Origin of the sequence: Nocardia wallacei (genome assembly GCF_029869545.1) — a bacterium.
Lineage (GTDB): Bacteria > Actinomycetota > Actinomycetes > Mycobacteriales > Mycobacteriaceae > Nocardia > Nocardia wallacei_A.
The window spans coordinates 1-18,895 of sequence record NZ_JARWQD010000062.1 but is presented as its reverse complement, the minus strand read 5'-3'; the positions used below and the strand labels follow the sequence as shown (position 1 = coordinate 18,895).

General features: G+C 69.1%; 19 protein-coding genes and 1 pseudogene. 7 read left to right on the top strand and 13 right to left on the bottom strand.

The genetic code is table 11. The features are described from left to right. Nucleotides 1-28: 28 nt before the first annotated feature. Both QH290_RS03485 and QH290_RS03480 read right to left on the bottom strand, forming a co-directional pair. Nucleotides 29-1,279, bottom strand: coding sequence for an acyl-CoA dehydrogenase family protein (locus QH290_RS03485; RefSeq protein ID WP_280381930.1), 1,251 nt, complete (start codon nt 1,277-1,279; stop codon nt 29-31). Between the two features lie 43 nt (nt 1,280-1,322). After that, nucleotides 1,323-2,465: an acyl-CoA dehydrogenase family protein gene (locus QH290_RS03480; RefSeq protein WP_280381929.1), complete on the bottom strand. Its 1,143-nt coding sequence runs from the start codon at nt 2,463-2,465 to the stop codon at nt 1,323-1,325. A gap of 144 nt (nt 2,466-2,609) precedes the next feature. Between QH290_RS03480 and QH290_RS03475 the strand changes: the two genes are divergently transcribed. Continuing rightward, entirely contained in the window at nt 2,610-3,902 is a 1,293-nt protein-coding gene (locus QH290_RS03475) for a cytochrome P450 (protein ID WP_280266948.1), read from the top strand. Further along, on the top strand, nt 3,899-4,087 hold the full coding sequence (locus QH290_RS03470) for a ferredoxin (protein WP_280266947.1): 189 nt from the start codon (nt 3,899-3,901) through the stop codon (nt 4,085-4,087). The genes QH290_RS03475 and QH290_RS03470 overlap by 4 nt, the downstream gene beginning before the upstream one ends. A gap of 23 nt (nt 4,088-4,110) precedes the next feature. On the opposite strand, the gene QH290_RS03465 is transcribed toward QH290_RS03470, so the two are convergent. Genes QH290_RS03465 through QH290_RS03455 form a run of 3 tightly spaced genes read right to left on the bottom strand, consistent with a single transcriptional unit; the run spans nt 4,111 to nt 5,808 of the window. After that, a complete protein-coding gene (locus QH290_RS03465; protein WP_280381928.1) occupies nt 4,111-4,956 on the bottom strand; it encodes a helix-turn-helix domain-containing protein in 846 nt (281 codons plus the stop codon). Further along, nucleotides 4,953-5,474 carry a DUF6879 family protein gene (locus QH290_RS03460; RefSeq protein WP_280381927.1) on the bottom strand — a complete coding sequence of 174 codons (522 nt, stop codon included), beginning with the start codon at nt 5,472-5,474 and terminating at the stop codon, nt 4,953-4,955. The genes QH290_RS03465 and QH290_RS03460 overlap by 4 nt, the downstream gene beginning before the upstream one ends. Beyond that, on the bottom strand, nt 5,443-5,808 hold the full coding sequence (locus tag QH290_RS03455; RefSeq protein WP_280381926.1) for a hypothetical protein: 366 nt from the start codon (nt 5,806-5,808) through the stop codon (nt 5,443-5,445). Before QH290_RS03455 ends, QH290_RS03460 begins: the two co-directional genes overlap by 32 nt. A gap of 157 nt (nt 5,809-5,965) precedes the next feature. On the opposite strand from QH290_RS03455, the gene QH290_RS03450 reads away from it, so the two are divergent. Continuing rightward, nucleotides 5,966-6,130, top strand: a complete 165-nt coding sequence (locus QH290_RS03450) for a hypothetical protein (protein ID WP_280381925.1) — start codon at nt 5,966-5,968, stop codon at nt 6,128-6,130. A gap of 24 nt (nt 6,131-6,154) precedes the next feature. Here the strand turns inward: QH290_RS03450 and QH290_RS03445 are convergent, their stop codons facing one another. From QH290_RS03445 to QH290_RS03415, 7 genes are all read right to left on the bottom strand, one after another. Further along, nucleotides 6,155-7,072 (bottom strand): NAD(P)-dependent oxidoreductase, encoded by a 918-nt coding sequence (locus QH290_RS03445; RefSeq protein WP_280381924.1) that lies wholly within the window; start codon nt 7,070-7,072, stop codon nt 6,155-6,157. Between the two features lie 121 nt (nt 7,073-7,193). Next, the gene (locus QH290_RS03440) at nt 7,194-8,012 is read right to left on the bottom strand and encodes an NAD(P)-dependent oxidoreductase (RefSeq protein WP_280381923.1); all 819 of its coding nucleotides are present in this window, start codon (nt 8,010-8,012) and stop codon (nt 7,194-7,196) included. Beyond that, entirely contained in the window at nt 8,012-8,542 is a 531-nt protein-coding gene (locus tag QH290_RS03435) for a DoxX family protein (protein ID WP_280381922.1), read from the bottom strand. Before QH290_RS03435 ends, QH290_RS03440 begins: the two co-directional genes overlap by 1 nt. Nucleotides 8,543-8,547: 5 nt before the next feature. Next, complete coding sequence (locus QH290_RS03430; protein ID WP_280381921.1) at nt 8,548-9,504, bottom strand: alpha/beta hydrolase; 957 nt, start codon at nt 9,502-9,504, stop codon at nt 8,548-8,550. 25 nt (nt 9,505-9,529) lie between these two features. Next, nucleotides 9,530-11,203 carry a thiolase C-terminal domain-containing protein gene (locus tag QH290_RS03425; protein ID WP_280381920.1) on the bottom strand — a complete coding sequence of 558 codons (1,674 nt, stop codon included), beginning with the start codon at nt 11,201-11,203 and terminating at the stop codon, nt 9,530-9,532. A gap of 8 nt (nt 11,204-11,211) precedes the next feature. Further along, complete coding sequence (locus QH290_RS03420; RefSeq protein ID WP_280266941.1) at nt 11,212-11,406, bottom strand: ferredoxin; 195 nt, start codon at nt 11,404-11,406, stop codon at nt 11,212-11,214. A 36-nt stretch (nt 11,407-11,442) separates the two neighbouring features. Next, nucleotides 11,443-12,147, bottom strand: coding sequence for an SDR family NAD(P)-dependent oxidoreductase (locus QH290_RS03415; RefSeq protein ID WP_280381919.1), 705 nt, complete (start codon nt 12,145-12,147; stop codon nt 11,443-11,445). A gap of 214 nt (nt 12,148-12,361) precedes the next feature. On the opposite strand from QH290_RS03415, the gene QH290_RS03410 reads away from it, so the two are divergent. The 4 genes from QH290_RS03410 to QH290_RS03395 are packed head-to-tail and all read left to right on the top strand — an operon-like array spanning nt 12,362 to nt 17,429. Beyond that, a complete protein-coding gene (locus tag QH290_RS03410) occupies nt 12,362-13,828 on the top strand; it encodes an aldehyde dehydrogenase family protein (RefSeq protein ID WP_280381918.1) in 1,467 nt (488 codons plus the stop codon). After that, the gene (locus QH290_RS03405; protein WP_280266937.1) at nt 13,825-15,033 is read left to right on the top strand and encodes a CaiB/BaiF CoA transferase family protein; all 1,209 of its coding nucleotides are present in this window, start codon (nt 13,825-13,827) and stop codon (nt 15,031-15,033) included. Before QH290_RS03410 ends, QH290_RS03405 begins: the two co-directional genes overlap by 4 nt. A 29-nt stretch (nt 15,034-15,062) precedes the next feature. After that, nucleotides 15,063-16,235 (top strand): OB-fold domain-containing protein, encoded by a 1,173-nt coding sequence (locus QH290_RS03400; protein WP_280381917.1) that lies wholly within the window; start codon nt 15,063-15,065, stop codon nt 16,233-16,235. Nucleotides 16,236-16,268: 33 nt separating this feature from the next. Next, nucleotides 16,269-17,429, top strand: coding sequence for a thiolase C-terminal domain-containing protein (locus tag QH290_RS03395; protein WP_280266934.1), 1,161 nt, complete (start codon nt 16,269-16,271; stop codon nt 17,427-17,429). Nucleotides 17,430-17,441: 12 nt separating this feature from the next. Here the strand turns inward: QH290_RS03395 and QH290_RS03390 are convergent. Then, nucleotides 17,442-18,797: pseudogene (locus QH290_RS03390) on the bottom strand (FadD3 family acyl-CoA ligase); the annotation flags it as partial. Nucleotides 18,798-18,895: the final 98 nt, after the last annotated feature.

The following is an 18,895-nucleotide window of genomic DNA, read 5'->3' as shown; positions in this document are numbered from 1 at the left end:
GCACCGATCCCATACCGCCGCAACGGCCTCACCGGCGCCCGCGCTCGATCTGGTTGAACGGGACGTTGCGGTCGGCGGCGTATTCGCGGGGCATGCCCAGTACGCGTTCGCTGATGACGTTGCGGGCCATCTCGGTGCTGCCGCCTGCCAGGCTCCAGGCCGCGCGGAACAGGTAGTCGAGGCCGACCTTTTCGGTGTCGGCCGGATCTCCGGGATGCTGTGTGGTGGCGGTCGAACCGGCTATGCGGACGGCCATATCCGTTTGCAGCCAGGCGTTTTCGGCGCTGAACAGCCGGGTGACGGCGCCCGCCGAGGGCGGTAGGGCGCCGCTGGTGATCGCCGCGGTGACATGGTCGATGAGCTGGTCGCGGACCACGTTCATGGCCCGTGCCTCGCCGATGTCCTCCCGGGTGCGTGGGTCGTCCAATTGTCCTGTGGCGCGGGCCAATTCGAGTAGACGGTCCACCTCGCCGCCCAGGTGCGGGCGGGCGCCGCTGGTGTAGGGCGAGGTGCCGCCGAGGGCGGCGCGCTCATGGGTCAGCAGTTGTGTCGCGGCCTCCCAGCCCTCGTCGACCCGGCCCAGCACCGCCTCCTCGGGCAGTGCGACATCGTCGAAGAACTCCTGGCAGAACTCGGTCGAACCGGTGACCTGTTTGATCCGCTGCACCGTCACGCCCGCGGCGCGCACCGGCACCAGGAACAGGGTGAGCCCGCGATGTTTGGGCGCGTCCCAGTTCGTGCGGGCCAGGCACAGCCCGTAGTCGGCGGCGTACGCGCCGGAACTCCAGATCTTGGAGCCGTTGAGGATCCAGCGCTCGCCGTCGCGCTCGGCGCGGGTGGTGAGCCCGGCCAGATCCGAGCCGCCCTGCGGTTCGGACAGGAACTGGACCAGGATCTCCTCGCCGCGCAGCACCGCGGGCAGGTGGGCCCGCTTCTGCTCCTCGGTGCCGAGCTCGAGCAGCGTCGCCGCGCAGATGGCCAGCGTGGGGACGTTCAACAGCAGCGGCATCTCGTAGGGGAGCGATTCCTCGGTGAAGGCCAGCTGATGGGCCGGGGTCAGGCCCTGGCCGCCGTACTCCGCGGGGAAGCAGATCCCCGCGAACCCCCCGTCGTACAGGATCCGCTGCACCTGCCGGGCGCGATCCCACGCCCGCTCGCCGTAGGCGTCGCCGTCCGGCGGGGGCGCGGGCGGCAGATTCTCCCGCAACCAGCCCCGGGCGCGCTCACGGAACTCGGCGACGGGCTCGAGGGCGGTTGCGGGATCCATATCGGTGGTCATAACGACGGCACCTTCCTTGTGTGGCTCCGGAACGACGGTGGTCTCAGGCGGCGGTGAGCAGGTCGGTGATGTGGCGGCGGTGTTCCTCGGGGGTGCCGTAGAGGGTGCGGCCCAGGGTGATTCGCCGCAGATACAGATGTAGGTCGTGTTCCCACGTGACGCCGATACCTCCGTGCAGCTGCACGCAGTCCTGGGCGATCACCGGAGCCTTCGCGCCCACATACGATTTCGCGATGCTGACCGCCTCGGCCGCGGTGGCCGGATCGTCGTCGTCCCAGGCCGCGGCGGCGGCGGTCGTGGTCGCCCGGCACGCCTCCAGCCAGGTCTTGTTGTCGGCCATGCGATGTTTGAGCGCCTGATAGGAGGCCAGCGGGCGGCCGAAGGTGTAGCGGTCGGACAGCCACGCGAGGGTCGCGTCGAGCGCGGTCCCGGTGGCGCCCACCGTCTCCGCGGCGGCCAGGGTCGCGGCGGTGAGAGTCTGTGCGCGGACGGCTGATTCGGCGTCGGCGCCGGTGTGCGTGACGGCGTCGGCGGGGACGGCGACATCGTCGAACGACACCCGCGCGGTGCGCCGGACCAGGTCCAGGGTCCACGCCGGTTCCACGGTGACACCGGGCGCATCGGCGGGGACGAGCACCTGCACCGGTCCCGCCGGGCCCGCCGCGGTGACGAGGAAGACCTCGGCCTGGTCACCGGCCTCCACGCGGTCTTTGACTCCCGTCAGCCGATAACCGGTGCCCTCGGGCCGGGCTTGGGTGGCAGCGCCGTCGCCGCGCGTGGCGAGGACGTCGAAACCGCGACCCGGCTCGTACACCGCCCAGGTCGCGATGCGCTCGCCGGTCGCGACGGCGGTCACGACCTCCGGCAGCCGATCGGCGTGCGGGGCCAGCCCGGCGAGGACGGCGTTGGTCGTGACGAACGGGCCCGGTGCGCAGGCGCGGCCCAGTTCCGCCGCGATCAGGGCGAGCTCGGTCATGGGGCGGCCGGAAATCGTTCCGCCGCCGAGGCTTTCGGGGACGAGCATGGCCGTCCAGCCCAGCTCGGCGCCGCGCCGCCACCAGTCGCGGTCGAAGCCGGTGCCCGCCGCACCGAGTTCCCGCACGGTGCCGATGGGCACGGTGTCGGCGAGGAAATCGCGGGTGGTTGCCTGGAAGAACCGCTGGTCGGCGGTGGGATCGTGGGGCATGTGCCGGTCCTCTGGTTGACGCGGGGCTACAACTGTGGAAATCTCATACTCACATGTGAGAGCAAGATTCTCAATTGCGGAAGCCGACTGGCGAACGGTCCGGAGGGCGTGCTGGTCGCGGTTGTCGAAGGGAACCGTCGGGTCGTGAAAAACTTCGAAGAGCTGGACTTCTTTCTCGGCCGGGAGCTGGTCGACGATCCGTATCCGTATTTCGACGCGTTGCGGGCGCAGTGCCCGGTGCATCGCGAGAAACACCACGACGTGATGATGGTGACCGGGTACGAGGAGGCGCTCGAGGTCTACAACGACGTCGAGCGGTTCTCCTCCTGTATCTCGGTGACCGGGCCCTTCCCGGGTTTCCCTGTGCCGCTGGATGATTCGTCCGATGTCGACGCGCTCATCGCCGAGCACCGGGACACCCTGCCGATGAGCGATCAGCTGCCGACGCTGGACCCGCCGGTCCATACCGACCATCGCGCCCTGCTGATGCGGCTGATCACGCCGAAGCGGCTGAAGGAGAACGAGGCGGCGATGTGGACCATCGCCGATCGGCTGCTGGACGACTATCTGGCCACCGGCGGCGACTGCATCCGGGAGTTCGCCGGGCCGTTCACGCTGTACGTGATCGCCGACCTGCTGGGCGTGCCGGAGGCCGATCAGGAGGAGTTCCTGCAGGCGCTGCAGCGCGACCCGCACCGGGAGGGCGCCAGCGTCGGCAGCACCGACGGGGAAGGCATGTCGCACAACCCGATCGAGTTCCTGTACAGCCGGTTCTCGACCTATGTCGAGGATCGGCGGGCGAACCCGACCGGGGACGTGCTTACCAGCATGGCCACGGCGACGTTCCCGGACGGCAGGCAGCCCGAGGTGCTGGATGTGGTGCGGGTGGCGGCGAACCTGTTCTCCGCCGGTCAGGAGACCACCGTCCGGCTGCTGAGTTCGGCGCTGAAACTGCTGGCCGAACGCCCGGACATCCAGCGGTACCTGCGCGAGGACCGCAGCCGGATCCAGAACTTCATCGAGGAGTCGCTGCGGATGGAGAGCCCGGTGAAGGGCGACTTCCGGCTGGCCAAGGTGGACACCACGGTCGGCGGGACGCGGGTGCCGGTGGGCACGGTGCTGATGGTGGTGAACGGCGCCGCCAATCGCGATCCGCGCCGCTTCGAGGAGCCCACCGTCTTTGCGGCGGATCGTTCGAATGCCCGCTCGCACTTGGCATTCGGCCGCGGCGTGCACACCTGCCCCGGGGCGCCGCTGGCCCGCGCGGAGGCCCGGGTGGCCCTCGAGCGGCTGCTCGAGCGCACCAGCGACCTGCGCATCGACGAGAGCGTGCACGGCCCGGCCGACGCCCGCCGCTACGACTACCTGCCGACATTCATCCTGCGCGGCCTGACCGCGCTGCACCTGGAGTTCGACGTCGAGGAGACCACCCGATGAAGATCACCGTGGACGAGGACCGCTGCCGCGGCCACGGCGTCTGCCTCGGCATGTGCCCCGAGGTCTTCACGCTGACCGACGACGGCTACGCCGAGGTCACCCTGACCGACGTCCCCGAGGAGTACCAGAATGCCGTCCGGGAGGCAGAACAGTCCTGCCCGGAACGGGCCATCGTGGTCGAGTAGTCATAGCTCCCGCGGGCTCGGCCTCAGTCGCAGTTGCCGAGCCGGGCTTCGAGTGCCCGGCGGATCAGGGTTCGTGCTGCGTCACCGGTGACGGACTGACCGGCGAGCACATCGAACGCTCGGCCGTATTGGGCAATCTCTCGTGGTTGAGTAATAGTCAGCTCGGCCGTAACGGTCTCCACCATGGCTCTGGTCTTGTCGAAAAGAATGAAGTTCATCATCGAGACTCGGTATGGAGCGGCGGTGGGAACGATGCCGAGAGTTACGCGGGGCATTCCTACAACAGCCCACAACCGATCCAACTGCCCGATCATGGTCTGGTCGTTCCCCACGGTGGTATAGAGTGCTTGCTCTGCAAGTACGAAATGGAATCGGTGGTCTCGGCGATACAAGATCTGTTGCCGTTCCATCCGCTTCGAGACACCTTTGTCCACGTCGTCGGGTACTTGCTGGAATTCGACAACGCTCCGTAGTACGCCTTCGGCGTATTCTGCCGTCTGGAGTAATCCGGGAATCAGAAACGGGTGATAGACGCGCATCACCTCGGTCTCGGCCTCGAGTTTGATGGAGGCTTGTTGTCGGCGCTTGGTACCCGTATCGAGCAGTCGCCGCCACTCGACCCACATAGCCTCGATATTGCGAAGAGTGGCTATCAGGTCGGGTACTTGTTCTTCTGTCCCTGTATGGGAGCACCAGACGCGTATATCGTCGTCGGTGGGCTTGGTCTTGCCGTACTCGATTTTCGACACCTTGGTCTGATGCCATCCGGCACGGCGGGCAAGTTCGGTGCCGCTGATGCCTGCATCCAGGCGAAGCTCTCGGAGTCGCGCCCCAAGAGCTTCCTTGGCCTGATGCAGTGAATCTGTCACGGCTCGCTGTATTCCGATAACGGGGTCGCCATTGACCAGACCCGTTCCTTCACTCTGCGGATGTAGTCCACAATTCGAGGGTCGGTGGTTACTCCGCCGCCTAACCACTCCCCGTTTTCTCCGGGTGCAAACACCGTGAACGACACCACCGAATCGTCGAACAGCCACCAGTCATCAGCGGTCAGTTCATCGGGGTCGATGAGATGGCGCGGTAAGTACCGCACATCTTCGCCCGCCTCCACATTGAGGTGAGCCACATGCCTCGCATACCGGGTGTAATCATTGTGTGGGGTGGTCACCACCCTGGCCCGGTTTATTGCTACGCCTCGTGCTGTTGTCTCTCGAACATGGCTCAGCCACGGCTGAAACCACTCGTAATTGTCGGGTTCGTCGGCCAAGTAACGAACCAAGGGCGGGTGGTCGGCCGGGTAATAGTTGTCCCTGACCTCTAGGTGAAATGCTTCATGCTTCGCATCTCGGAACAGGTCATTGAAGGACTCGCCCTGCACTAGCAGCATTGCCGTAGAACGTCCTTTCCAGCTTCGGTACCTCGACAGCTGTTTCGTTGGGATAGATGTTCATCTGGGCCAGGGCGTCGGTGTCGGTGACAGGTACACCAGACAGGGCGAAAGTTCCCCGGCCGGTGTCGGTCATGGCGGCCCCGATGTACGTTTCCTGCTGTAGGAAGCCGAGAAGCCGCTGTGGAATCTCGATGGTCTCCGGTGTACCCGTCTGCCACCCCTGCACAACGTAGGTGTCTCGGTCTGTGTAGTAGAGACTCGGGCAGCCTCCGCCTTCGCTGCCGCCTTTGCCGAGGAAATATAGCCGCATGTTGGCCTCCGATCGGATCATGCGCGTTCATGCTTGGACGGCTCCAATTGTCCCTCGGTATTGGCCGTTCCGTGAAGGTAGGACCGAATCTGAGCATGATCGAGCATAGGCATGGACGAGGATCATAGTCGGTTCATAGCGTCAGAGCCTGACCAAACGACGGACTACAGGGGTTGGCATGGAACGGCGCACGAGAATCTTCGAGTTTCCTGGCGGCTTCCTGGAAGTCGAGGACTACGGGGACGATCCGGAGGACGGTCCGGGGGTGTACATGGAGTTCTACCTCCCGGACACCGGGGCGCACACGGAACGGGACGATCTGACCACGCCGGAGGCGTCATGAACTGGCAGCTCGGCCTGTTCGTCGTTATCGCTCTACCTCTGATCGTTTGCCTGGTTGCCGTGTTCTGGCCCGATCGCGTTCCGAGGGACAGGACAGTTCGGGTGATTCGGCAACGAATCGAGCAGGAGGATGCGGACGGCTGACGGTTGCGCCGATGACTGCGGTGATGGCGGTGTCGAGGATTCCGAGGTCTGCGCCGAGTCCTGCGGCCAGGGTCCGGGCCACCGTGACGTCCTTGCTCAGGAATTCGCCTGCTGTGGTTCGGAAGGCTTCGACCGTGCCCCTGTGGGCGATGGTGGTGAGGGCGCGGCTCGTGCTGCTGGCGTGGGGGAGGGCCGCGAGGAGGGTCTGTTCGGCCACGCCCAGCTGGTTGCCGAGGCGGACGGCGTCGGCGACCAGGCCCACCTGGGCGGCGAACAACGTGTTGTTGATGAGCTTGACGCGCTGGCCGGTGCCGAGCGGGCCGACGTGGAGGATCGGATCGGCGTAGGCGGACAAGACTTTTCGCGCGGCGGATACCGCTGTGTCGCTGCCGCCGAGGAATACGGTGAGTTCGCCCGCGGCGATATCGTGCGGGCCGCCGCTGACCGGTGCGTCGATGACCTCGATGCCGTATGGGGATGCCGCGACGGCGATGTCTGCCACCGTCTGCGGACTGCCGGTGGTGTGCACAATGAGTGTCGCCCCGCTAGACAGCGAGCCCAGCAGAGGTTCGTCCGAGCACACCGCGCGAACTTGGTCGTCGGAGAAGACACAGACTACGACGGCGTCGGCACCGCGGACGGCATCGGCGGCAGTCTCCACCGGTTCCGCGCCGAATTCGGCCAGGGCGGAACGAGTTTCGGACGATCTTCCCAGCGCGCGAACCGTATGCCCGTCGCCTACCAGCCGCTGGACCATCGGACGTCCCATGCGTCCCGCCCCTATGAATCCGATCAGCATGGCCGTCCTTCTGTGTGCCGGGCGGTGCTCGCCGGTCCCGGTTCCGAAACCGCCGGTGGAGAACGGTTGGCGGCGGTTGTGGCGAACTGCCCTCGCGCGGAACGGGTTCGGTAGGCGTGGTTCAACGCGATCGGTCCATCATGGCGAGGGTGGTATCGGCCGCATGCAGCACGACGCCCGGGTCGACACCCGCCGACTCGGCCAATCGGGCCACCAGGCCGACGTCCTTGCGTAGGAGGTCTCCGGCGTGGTGGGCCAGGCGCTCCACAGTGCCTCCGGCGGAGGTGATTCGGCCGAGGGCGAAGCTGTTCGCGGTGCCGTGGGTGATGACCTCGCCGAGCCGGTCGGGGGTGATGCCCAGGGCCTTGCCGAGCGTCAGGGTATTCATGGCGGTGGCGAGGTTCGCGGTGAACAGCAGATTGTTGAGCAGTTTGGCGGCCTGCCCGGTGCCGACGTCGCCGAGATGCACGATCGGGTCGGCGTAGGTGGCGAACACCGGGCGGGCCCGTTCGACGGCCTCGGTGGGGCCACCGACCATGACCAGCAGGCGCCCGGCCGCCGCGGCCGCGCCGCCCCCGCTGACCGGTGCGTCGATCACCGAGAACTGCTGCGGCGCAGTGAGTTCCGTCAGTTCGCGGCAGGTGTCCGGGTGCACGGTGGAGTGCACGGCAATGATCGACCCCGGCGCCAGCCCGGCCAGGATGCCGTTGTCCCCGGTCACCACCTCGCGCACGTCGTCGTCGCCGACCACGCACAGGCATACCAGATCGCTGCGCTGCGCCAGCGCCGCGGGCGAATCCGCCGTCGCGGCGGGCGTATCGGCGAACGGCTCCAGCGAGGCGGCTCGCCGCGCCCACAGCGTCGTCGAGTACCCGCCCTCCGCGATCCGCCGCGCCATCGGCCCGCCCTGGCTCCCGAGCCCGATGAATCCGACCCGCATCAGCCCACCTCCGTTGCCGCGGTGCCGGTCTCGTTCTTCGCCGGTGCCGGGCGGTAGAACACGGCCAGCAGGGCGGCGGTCGCGAGCGCACCGAGGATGAGGGCGATGCCGCCGCCCGCCCAGCCGGTGATCTCGATATCCGCGGCGTGGTCGAGCGACAGCCATCCGGGGCCGAGCAGGCCCAGTGCCAGCGCGGCCGTGGCGAGTACGAGGACGTACTCGTAGCCGTCCTTGAAGACGAAGAAGCCGTTGGCGCGGTGCGCCAGCAGACCGGCGACGAGCATGACCGACACGACGGCCGCCGCGGCGAACGGGGTGAGCAGGCCGAGCACGAGCAGGGCGCCCGCGCCGACCTCGGTGAGCACGCTCAGCCATGCCTGCAGGACACCGTTGCGCAGCCCGAGCGAGGCGAACCAGCGCCCCGTCCCCGCGATCCGGCCGCCGCCGATCCAATGATTGACACCGTGCGCGATCATGGTGCCGCCCACCACCAGGCGCAGCAGCGCCAGTGCGGTATCGGCCGCGTCCATAGCCCTCACCTCCCTGTCGGCGCCTGCGCGCCGCCGTCGAATTGTATTGCCGGACCGGTGAACTCACCGGTCGAGGCGGCCACCACGCACTCCTCCACGAACGAGAGCACCTTCAGGTGGTACGCCGCCGCGGTGTAGCCCAGGCTGGTGTTGTGCCCGGCGTTCGGCTGCAGATTGAGTACCACCCGCGGCGCCGCGCCGAACAGCGTGGCCGTTTCGGCGAGTTCGGCCGGATCGTTGCGCCACACCGTCTCGTACTCGCCCACGCTCCAGCGCACCGGAATCCGTATCCGCGCGGCGATGCGCGGCAACTCGTGGTCCACCCAGTCGGTGAACGCCATCGCCTCGAGCCGGGGCCCGGGCGCGCCGATGATCGCCCCGCCGACGAGTTCGGGCGGATACAGGCGGCGGGGCCGCCACAGCAGCGGACCGACACCGGTGGGCCGGGTGCCGTCCGCGTGCGGGCCGAGCAGCCCCTCGGCCGCCGGATGCGGGGTGCGGCCCGTGCCCGCCAGCTCCAGTCCGAGCAGGTCGCGCCCGCGATCCTCGCCCGCCATGCGCAGCGCGAGTTCACACCCGGCCGAATGCGCCAGCAGGAAGACCCCGGCCCCGCGCGGACGGTCCCGGAGGTGGACGTCGATGCCCCCGTACATCAGATCGACGCGGCGCCGCGGCGGCTCCAACTCGTCGGCGAACGGACCCGAACTGCCGTATCCCGGCCGGTCCAGCGCCAGTACGGTGTACCCCAGGCGCTGAGCGGCGCGCAGCAGCGACAGCTCGGGATGCCCCGGGCAGTCGAAGTAGGCGGCGGTGGTGCCCCCGCCGTGCAGCGCGACCAGTACCGCGCGCGGCGACGGCACCTCCGCCAGCAGCCCCGACACCGGAATACCGCCGACATCGGCCACCACGGGCACCGGCCCGGGATCGTCCACGGCGGAGAGGTCGGATTGCGTGAGTGTCATTGGGCACCAATCGAAGTCGCGGCGGTCACGAGTCGGCACGCAGCAGCATCGCGCCGCCGGGGGTCAGGCCGCCGCTCGACACGACCGCGACCCGCGCGTCGGCGACCTGCCGCGCGCCCGCCGCCCCGCGCAGCTGGACCACCGCCTCGTGCAACAGCCCCATCCCGTGCGTGCGGCCGTGCGAGAGCTGGCCGCCGTGCGTGTTGACCGGGATCGTGCCGTCGCGGGCGATGGCCTTGCCGCCGTCGAGGAAGTCGCGGGCCTCACCGATGCCGCAGAAGCCGAGCGCCTCGATCCAGGACAGGCAGTTGAAGGTGAATCCGTCGTAGAGTTCGGCCACGTCGACGTCGCCGGGGCGCAGCGTGGTGCGGGTCCACAGGTGCGCGGCCGGGCCGAGCACCTGCGGCTCGTGGGTGAGCGTGCTCTGATCCCATTCGATGCGCTCGACGATCTGGGTGCCGACCGCCTCCACCAGCACCGGCGCCGCGGGCAGGTCGCGGGCGGCGTCGATCGCCGAGACGATCACCGCGACCGCGCCGTCGCACGGCACGTCGCAGTCGTAGAGCCCGAACGGGGTGGTGATGGGCCGGGCCGCGAGATAGTCGTCCATGGTCATCGGATCGCGATAGACGGCGGTCGGTTCCAGCTCGGCATTGGCGCGCTGATTGAGCGCGATCCAGCCGAGCGTCTCGCGCGTGGTGCCGTATCGATGGAAGTGCCGCTGCGCGTTCTGCGCCAGGTGGTGCGCGGCCGAGGTGGCGCCGAACGGGGTCATCCAGCTGGTGGTGCGCCCGCCCGAGGGCGTGATCCGCCCCGCCTTCACCAGTTCGTTGAAGGTCGCCTCCCACACCGTCCGGAAGCACAGCACGTGCCGGGCCAGCCCGGCCGCGACCGCCGTCATCGCGGCGATCACCGAGCCGCCGGGCCCGAAGGTCTCGATACCGCCGTTGTGCCAGGCGGGCCGCAGGCCGAGGGCGGCCTCGAGCGCGGTCACCCCGCCCTCGCCGAACCCGCCCAGATTCCCGCCGCCGGGGTAGGAGGACAGGCCGTCGATATCGTCCAGCGTGAGACCCGCGTCGGCGACGGCCCGCTCGCACGCCTCGATCGTCAGCTCCAGCGGCGGCACCATCAGGCGACGGCCCAGCCGCGACATGCCGATCCCGGTGAGCGCCACCTTGTCCTCGAATTTGTCCTGCCGGATCATCGGGCGCACGTGGTCGGCGAAGCGCGCGGGGTCGATCTCGTCCACCGGCGGCGGCGCGGGCGGGGGCTGGGTCGCCGCGGGCCGGAACAGCGGCAGCCACACGTCGCCGTCCTGCCGGAACACCACCTCCACCCGCATGCCGAGCGCCAGCTCGTCCGGGTCGGCGTCGATGATGTTGGTGGTCAACCGAACTCGCGGATCCTCGACCAGCGCCACCTGGGCCACCACGTACGGCGGCGGCAGTCCGGGCAGCGCGAAGCGGTGGTTCACCGTGAAGCTCGCCAGGGTGGCCGCGCCGGAGACCTCCCGGATCCCCAGCTCGTGCCCGCGGCAGTAGCGGCAGATCGGCTGCGGTGGATGGATCAGCGCCGCGCACGAGCGGCACTCCCGGATGCGCAGCGTGCCGTCGGCCCCTGCGGTCCAGAAGAATTCGACGTCCGGAGTCAGCAGCGGCAGCGGCCGACCCGACGGCTCTGCGGATGTCTGCTCTGCCACGCGGCGCTCTATTCGGTGATCGAGATGGCGCGTTCGGGGCAGGAGTGGACGGCCTCGCGGACCTGCTCCTGCTGATCGGTGGGAACCGTTTCGTCCACCGGGGACGAATGGCCGTCGATCTCGCTGAGTTCGAATGCCTTCGGAGCGATCATGGCGCACAGTGTGTGCCCCTGGCAGCGTTCCTGATCGACTCGGACCTTCACGGGTGTTCTTCCTCTCGGACGGGAGTCGTGCCGGACTCAGGTGTTGCGCCCGCCGTTGACGCCGAGGATCTGGCCGGTGATGTACCCGGCCTCCTCGGAGATGAGAAATGCGCAGGCGGCGGCGATGTCCTCGGGCCTGCCGACCCTGCGGACCGGGGTGCGCTGGATGTGGTCCTCGACGGTGCCGCCGAGCCGGCGGGCCTCCTCGGAGCGGCGCAGCATCGGGGTATCGATGAAGCCGGGCGGCACCGCGTTCACGGTGATGCCGGACGGACCGAGTTCCAGGGCAAGGGATTTGGTGAGCCCGTTGACCGCGGACTTGGCCGCCACGTAGTGCGACATGAACGGCTGGCCCGAATGCGTGCTGGAGGACGAGATGTTCACGATCCGGCCCCAGCCCGCGGCCAGCATGTCCGGGAGCACCGCCTGCACGGTGTGGAAGACGCCGTGCAGGTTCACCTCGATCACGCGCTGCCACTCGGGGAAGGAGATGTTCTGGAAGCGCTTGAACCCGTCCACTCCCGCGGCGTTCACCAGCACGGTGACGGGGCCGAGCGCGGCGCGCGCCGCGGTCAGCGCCGCGGTGACCTCCTCCGGGTCGCTGACGTCGGCGCGGTAGGCGAATTCGTCGTCGGACGGGTTCAAATCCACCGTGGCGACGTGTAATCCGTCGCTGCGCAGACGCTGCGCGATGCCGAGTCCGATGCCCGATGCGCCGCCCGTGACCACTGCCGTCTTCACAAGAATATCCCTTCCAAGTATGAGAACAGTACTCTCGCTCATGCCGGGCCCGCAACCGTCGCGGGCCGAACGGGTCGGGCGTCCACGACTGCGAATCCGTCCTGGGAGCTGCTGGATGCCAACGGATCGTCGCGAGTTGTCACCACGGAGCCATGCGAATGTTACATTCTCTATTGACGAGAATATAGTTTCCGCAATCGGCTAGGGAGACGGGATGTCAACGCAGGAACAGGCGGTCACGGTGGCCCGGCGGCTGCTGATCGACGGGCAACTGGTCGAGACCGGGCGGACGCTTGCCTCGCTCGACCCCGCGACGGGCGCGGTCTACGGCCACGCCCCGGAGGCGGGCGTGGCCGAGGTGGACGCGGCGGTCGCGGCGGCCCGGCGGGCATTCGACACCACCGACTGGGCGACGAACCCGCAGTTCCGGATTCGCTGCCTGAACCAGCTCTACCAGGCGCTGCGGGACAACGTGGAGGAGTTGCGCGAGCTGACCATCGCGGAGGTCGGCGCGACCCGCATGCTCACCCACGGCAACCAGCTCGAGACGCCGATCGAGATCGTGCGCTACTACGCCGGGCTCCTGGCCGACTACCCGTGGAGCGAGGACCTCGGCGAGGTCGAGGCCCGCGGCCGCCAGCACCGGCGCTGGGTGGAGCGGGAGGCGGCCGGTGTGGTGTCCGCGATCGCCGCCTACAACTATCCGCACCAGCTGGCGCTGGCCAAGCTGGCGCCGGCGCTGGCCGCGGGCTGCACCGTGGTGCTCAAGGGCGCGCCGGACACCCCGCTGGCCACCCTGGCGCTCGGCGAGATCATCGCCCGGCACACCGATATCCCGGCGGGCGTGGTGAACGTGCTGGCCTCCTCCGATATCGAGGTCGGCAAGCGGATGACCACGCATCCGGACGTCGATGTCGTCAGCTTCACCGGATCCACCGTCGTCGGCCGCCAGATCATGGCCGCCGCCAGCGCCACCGTGAAGAAGGTCTTCCTGGAGCTGGGCGGCAAATCGGCGATGATCCTGCTCGACGACGCCGACTACATCGCCTCCGCCCAGTTCGCGGCGTTCAGCGTCGTCACCCACGCGGGCCAGGGCTGTGCCCTCACCACCCGGGTGCTGGTGCCGCACCAGGACCACGACAAGGTCGCCGAGCTCATCGCCGCCAACTTCGCGCACGTGACCTACGGCGATCCGAGCGATCCGAAAACCTATATGGGCCCGCTGATCAGCGCCCGCCAGCGCGACAAGGTCGACGGCATGGTGCAGCGCGCGGTCGCCGCGGGCGCGACGCTGGTGACCGGCGGGGAGAAGGTGGATCCGGGCTACTTCTACAAGCCCACGCTGCTGGCGAACGTCGACCCGGACAGCGAGATCGCGCAGGAGGAGGTGTTCGGCCCGGTGCTGGCCCTGATTCCCTACTCCGACGACGAGGAGGCCGTCCGCATCGCGAACAACTCCATCTACGGCCTGTCGGGCGCGGTGTTCGGCGCCGACGCGGACCGGGCGAAGGCGGTGGCGCGGCGCATCCGCACCGGCACGCTGAGTATCAACGGCGGCAGCTACTTTCACCCCGACGTCCCGTTCGGCGGCTACAAGCAGTCGGGTGTCGGCCGCGAGATGGGGCGGCTCGGGCTGGAGGAGTTCCTGGAGCACAAGACCCTCGCGGAGGTGGTGTCGTGAGTAAGCCGCTGGAGGGTATCCGGGTCCTCGAGGTGGCGATGTACGGGTTCGTCCCCTCGGCGGGCGCGGTGCTGTCGGACTGGGGCGCCGATGTGGTGAAGGTCGAGCACGCGGTCACCGGCGATCCGCAGCGCGGGCTGCGCCGGGTGGGTGCCTTCACGGTCGAGGGCGATCCGAATCCCAATGTGGAGCATGCCAATCGGGGCAAGCGCAGTATCGGCGTCGATATGACGGTCGCCGAGGGTCGCGAGGTGATCTACGACCTGGCCCGGCGCGCGGACGTCTTCCTGACCAGCTTCCTGCCGCGGGCCCGCGCCAAATTCGGGATCGACGTGGACGATATCCGCGCGGTGAACCCGGGTATCGTCTACGCGCGCGGCAGCGCGCTGGGCCCGCGCGGCGTCGAATCCGACCGGGGCGGCTACGACATGACCGCCTTCTGGTGCCGCGGCGGGGTCGCGGCGACGGTCACCCCGCCCGGCACCGAGGGCATGATCGCGCCGCCGGGACCGGCGTTCGGCGACACCATCTCCGGCACCAATCTCGCCGGGGGTATCGCCGCCGCGCTGGTGCGGCGGGAGCGGACCGGGGAACCCTCGGTCGTGGACGTGTCGCTGCTGGGCAGCGGGCTGTGGTCGATCGGTCACTCGGTGGCGCTGTCCTCGCACCAGGACCAGCCGATGGTGGCCCCGGTGCCGGGTGCGCACGGGGCGCCCACCAATCCGCTGTCCGGGTTGTACGCCACCGCCGACGATCGCTACCTGTCGTTCGTCATGCTGCAACCGGCCAAGTTCTGGGCCGACGTGTGCCGCCACATCGACCGGCCGGAGCTGGCCGAGGATCCGCGTTTCGCCGATACCGCCGCGATCGCGGAGCACACCGCCGAGGCCGTGCAGATCCTGCGCGAGGCGATCAAGGGCCGCACGCTGGCCGAGTGGACCGAGCGTTTCGCCACCCTCGCCGGGCCCTGGGCGCCGGTGCAGGACTCCCGGCAGGTGGGCGCGGACGCGCAGATCCGGGCCAACGAATACCTGCTCCCCGCAGGTGAATTGGAGCTGGTGTCCAGCCCGGTGCAGTTCGATGTCAGCGCGCCGGAACTGCGCGCCGGGCCCGCCTTCGCGGCACATACCGAGGAGGTCCTGCTGGAGCTCGGCCTGGACTGGGACCGCATCATCGCGCTCAAGACCGCGGGCGCGGTCGCCTAGGGCGCGATATGGCGAGCGAGGAGTGACCGATGCCGTCGATAACTTCCATCGGTACGTATCTGCCCTGCTGGGGTGGTCGCAACAGCCGGGTGCCCGGCGATGACGAGGACGCCGTGACGCTGGCGGTCGAGGCCGGGCGGGCGGCGCTGGCCGAGGGCCCGCCGGTGGAGCGGGTCGTCCTGGTCAGCCGGGACCTGCCGCTGGTGGACAGCAGCAACGCCGCGGTGCTGCTGGCCGGGCTGGGGCTGGATCCGGAGCTGGAGGTGATCGAGCGGCTGGGCGGCGCACCGGCGACGCTGGACGCGCTGAGTTCGGCGCGCCCTCGCACCCTGGTCATCGGCGTCGATCTCGAACCGGCGGGCGCCGCGGCGGCGCTGGTGTCCGAGCGGTCGGGTCTGCAGGTGCGCATCGCGTCCCGGGTGGCGCGCAGCCTCCCAGCGCGCACCCGCAACGCGGTCGGTGCCGTGCACGACTACGGCGACCCCCGGTTGTTGCACGAGCGGGGACTGGTGGCCTCGCTGTCGGCGGCCTGGCTCGACACACCCGTGGCCGTCGCCGGGGTCGACCACAAACAGGCTGCGGCGCAATGCCTTACGCCGCCGCAGCTGCCGACGCTGGGCGCGAGTTCCGGGCTCTTCGCCCTGGGCTGGATGGCCGAACACGGTGCCGACGGGCTGCTGGTCGGCGTGGAACAGGCGAATCTCTCCGGGATCACGGTGGTGCCCGGGGTCACCGAGGTCCGGCGGGTCGAGCCCGCACCGCGCGAGCTTCCCGCGGGTGAGTTCGTGCCCGGCGGCGACCTGCCGATCTCGCTGGCCGCCTACGAGCGGGCATTCGAGGCCAAGGTGCGCTGGGAGGCCGGATGTCACGGCGGCAGTGCGGAACTCGACTTCCCGCCGCGCTACCGCGTCGGCCCCGACGGCAAGCTGAGCACCGACTACACGCTAGTGCCGCTGCCGCGCACCGGCACCGTCTACGCCGAGACGACCGTGCGGATCCCGGTCCCGGGTTCCCGCAGCCCGTACTCGCTGGTGATCGTCGAACTCGACGATGTCGACGTGCGTGCCCTGGCCAAGGTGACCGGCGCCGACCCGGCCACCGCCACGATCGGCACCCGAGGCCGCATGGTGCTACGGCGCGTGGCGATCCGCTCCGGCGTGCCCGACTACGGCTACGCCTTCGAACCGGAGGAGGCGGCATGACCGCCCCGACACCCCAGGGACCGAGGAGGTCGCGTGCGTAAGGTAGCCGTTGTCGGGGCGGGGATGACTACATTCGCCGAGCATTTCGCGCTCGGTATCAAGGATCTGTTGCCGATGGCCTTCGCGGAATGTGTGGCCGCGGTCGACAAGGGGCTGCGGCCGGAGGAGCTGGAGGCGGCCTGGTTCGGGGCGATGGGCACGACCGACGGGCCGCCGGCCGGTGTGCTGGCCGACGCGCTGGGTGTGCCCGGCATTCCCGTCACGCATATCGAGAACTCTTGTGCCACAGGCAATGACGCCGTGCGCAACGCGCTGTTCGGGATCGCGTCCGGTGCCTTCGACGTGGCACTGGTGATCGGCGCGGACAAGCTGCGCGAGACCGCGCAGAAGGACCTGCTCGGGGAGTGGGGCATGCTGATGCGGGACCCGGCGTGGGACTACCAGCTGGGCCTGTTCGGTCCCGCCGGATTCGCGCTGCACGTGAACCGCTATCTGCACGAATCCCCCGCCACCCGCGAGCATTTGGCCATGGTGGCGGTCAAGAACCACCGGCACGGCGCGCGAAATCCCAAGGCGCGCCTGCGTTTCGAGATCACCCTCGAACAGGCGCTGGAGGCGCCGATCGTCGCCGACCCGCTCGGCGTCTACGACTGCGTGCCGCAGAGCGACGGCGCCGCGGCGCTGATCCTGGCCGCCGAGGACGTGGTGGACCGCTACACCGATCGCCCGGTCTGGGTGCGCGGTGTCGGGCTCGGGCTGGATTCGGTGATGCACCAGCACAAACGGGATATGACCACGTTCCCCGCCACGGTCCGCGCGGCCCGGGCGGCATTCACCATGGCCGGTCTGCGCCCGACCGACATCGATGTCGCCGAGGTGCACGACTTCTTCACCGGTATCGAGCTGATCAGCTACGAGGACCTGGGCTTCGCGGACCGATTCGAGGCGCACAAGCTGGTGGAGGCGGGCGTGACCGCCGTCGGTGGCGGGCTCCCGGTGAACCCGAGCGGCGGGCTGAAGTCCAAGGGCCATCCGCCCGGGGCGACCGGTGTCGCGCAGTGCGTGGAACTGTTCGAACAACTACGCGGCACCGCCGCCAACCAGGTCGACGGGGCGCGAATCGGCCTGGCGCACAATATCGGCGGGCCGACGGCGGTGTCGGCGGTGACGATTCTCGAAGGGCCGCGTCAGTAGCGGCTCGAGTAATCAGCGCAGTTGGTCCTTCATGACCTTGCCGGTGGCGTTGAGGGGCAGTTCGTCCAGGAATCGCACCGAGCGGGGGACCTTGAATCCGGCCATCCGGTCGCGGCTCCAGGCGATCAACTCGTCTTCGGTGAGCGCGCCCTGCTTGACCACGAACGCGCGCCCGACCTGCCCGAGCCGCTCGTCCGGCACCCCGATCACCGCGGCCTGCAGCACGGCCGGGTGCTCGAGCAGGAAGCCCTCGATCTCGGCGGGGTAGGCATTGAATCCGCCGACGATGAACATGTCCTTCTTGCGCCCGGTGATGCGCAGTCGGCCGCCGGCCTCGAGGCTGCCCAGATCCCCGGTGTGCAGCCAGCCCTCGGCGTCGATCGCCTCGGCGGTGGCGCGCGGGTCGTCCCAGTAGCCCTGCATCACGCTGTAGCCGCGCACGAGCACCTCGCCGTCGTCCGCGATGCGCAATTCCACGCCGTCGCAGGGATGTCCGGCCGTGGTGGCGATCTGCTCGAAGGTGTCGCCGGGGCGGGACGCGGTGGCTGTCCCGGCCTCGGTGAGCCCGTAGCCGGTCATGATGGTCCGGAACGGAAGCTCCTCGCGCACCCGGCGAATCAGCTCGACCGGGATGTCGGCGGCGCCGGTGACGGCCGCCCGCAGCGACGACAGATCGTGCTCACCCCGCGCCGCCAGCAGCGAGTGATAGAGCGTGGGCGGACCAGGCAGCATCGTGATCCGCTCGCGCGCAATAAGTTCCAGCACCCGGTCCACGTCGAATACCGGCACCGGGAGAATCGTCGCACCGCGAATGAGCGACGCGATCAGGCCCGCCTTGTACCCGAAGGTATGGAAGAACGGGTTGACGATCAGATAGCGGTCACCCTCGCGCAGATCGGCCAGCTCGCACCACTCCGCGTACAGGCGAAGGGTCTGCAGATGATTCATCATCACGCCCTTGGGGCGCCCCGTGGTGCCCGAGGTGTAGACGATGTCGGCGATATCGGTGCCGTCCATCGCCGCCTCGAAAGACGTTTTGCCGCAGAGGAAATCGGATTTCAGGTCGATCACGGGCACGTCGGCGGCGTACTCGGTGCCGAGGAAGCCCTGCTGCACCACCACCGCCTTGGCGCCGCTGCGCCGGATGATGTCGTGGGCCTCTTCGGTTTTCAGCCGGGTGTTCACCGGCACCAGCACCCCGCCCGCGGTGAGCAGCCCGAACGCCGCGACGATCCACTCCGCCGAATTCGGCGCCCAGACCGCGACCCGGTCGCCCTTGCCGATCCCGGCCGCGGCGAAGGCGCCCGCGGCCCGGCGCACCCGGTCCACGAGTTCGGTGTAGCTCCAGCGGATCTCGCCGTCGACGACCCCCTAGGGCCAGCCCCACCCGGGCGCCCGGGGAACCCCCCAAACGGGGATGGGTAGCCACCTGATAACAGAAGCCACCCCGCCCCGGTTACGCCCAA

Bases quoted from the DNA above. Each gene is read 5' to 3' on its own strand.
- QH290_RS03485 (WP_280381930.1), bottom strand. From the start codon at position 1,279: ATGACCACCGATATGGATCCCGCAACCGCCCTCGAGCCCGTCGCCGAG.
- QH290_RS03480 (WP_280381929.1), bottom strand. From the start codon at position 2,465: ATGCCCCACGATCCCACCGCCGACCAGCGGTTCTTCCAGGCAACCACC.
- QH290_RS03470 (WP_280266947.1), top strand. From the start codon at position 3,899: ATGAAGATCACCGTGGACGAGGACCGCTGCCGCGGCCACGGCGTCTGC.
- QH290_RS03460 (WP_280381927.1), bottom strand. From the start codon at position 5,474: ATGCTGCTAGTGCAGGGCGAGTCCTTCAATGACCTGTTCCGAGATGCG.
- QH290_RS03455 (WP_280381926.1), bottom strand. From the start codon at position 5,808: ATGATCCGATCGGAGGCCAACATGCGGCTATATTTCCTCGGCAAAGGC.
- QH290_RS03450 (WP_280381925.1), top strand. From the start codon at position 5,966: ATGGAACGGCGCACGAGAATCTTCGAGTTTCCTGGCGGCTTCCTGGAA.
- QH290_RS03445 (WP_280381924.1), bottom strand. From the start codon at position 7,072: ATGCTGATCGGATTCATAGGGGCGGGACGCATGGGACGTCCGATGGTC.
- QH290_RS03440 (WP_280381923.1), bottom strand. From the start codon at position 8,012: ATGCGGGTCGGATTCATCGGGCTCGGGAGCCAGGGCGGGCCGATGGCG.
- QH290_RS03435 (WP_280381922.1), bottom strand. From the start codon at position 8,542: ATGGACGCGGCCGATACCGCACTGGCGCTGCTGCGCCTGGTGGTGGGC.
- QH290_RS03430 (WP_280381921.1), bottom strand. From the start codon at position 9,504: ATGACACTCACGCAATCCGACCTCTCCGCCGTGGACGATCCCGGGCCG.
- QH290_RS03410 (WP_280381918.1), top strand. From the start codon at position 12,362: ATGTCAACGCAGGAACAGGCGGTCACGGTGGCCCGGCGGCTGCTGATC.
- QH290_RS03400 (WP_280381917.1), top strand. From the start codon at position 15,063: ATGCCGTCGATAACTTCCATCGGTACGTATCTGCCCTGCTGGGGTGGT.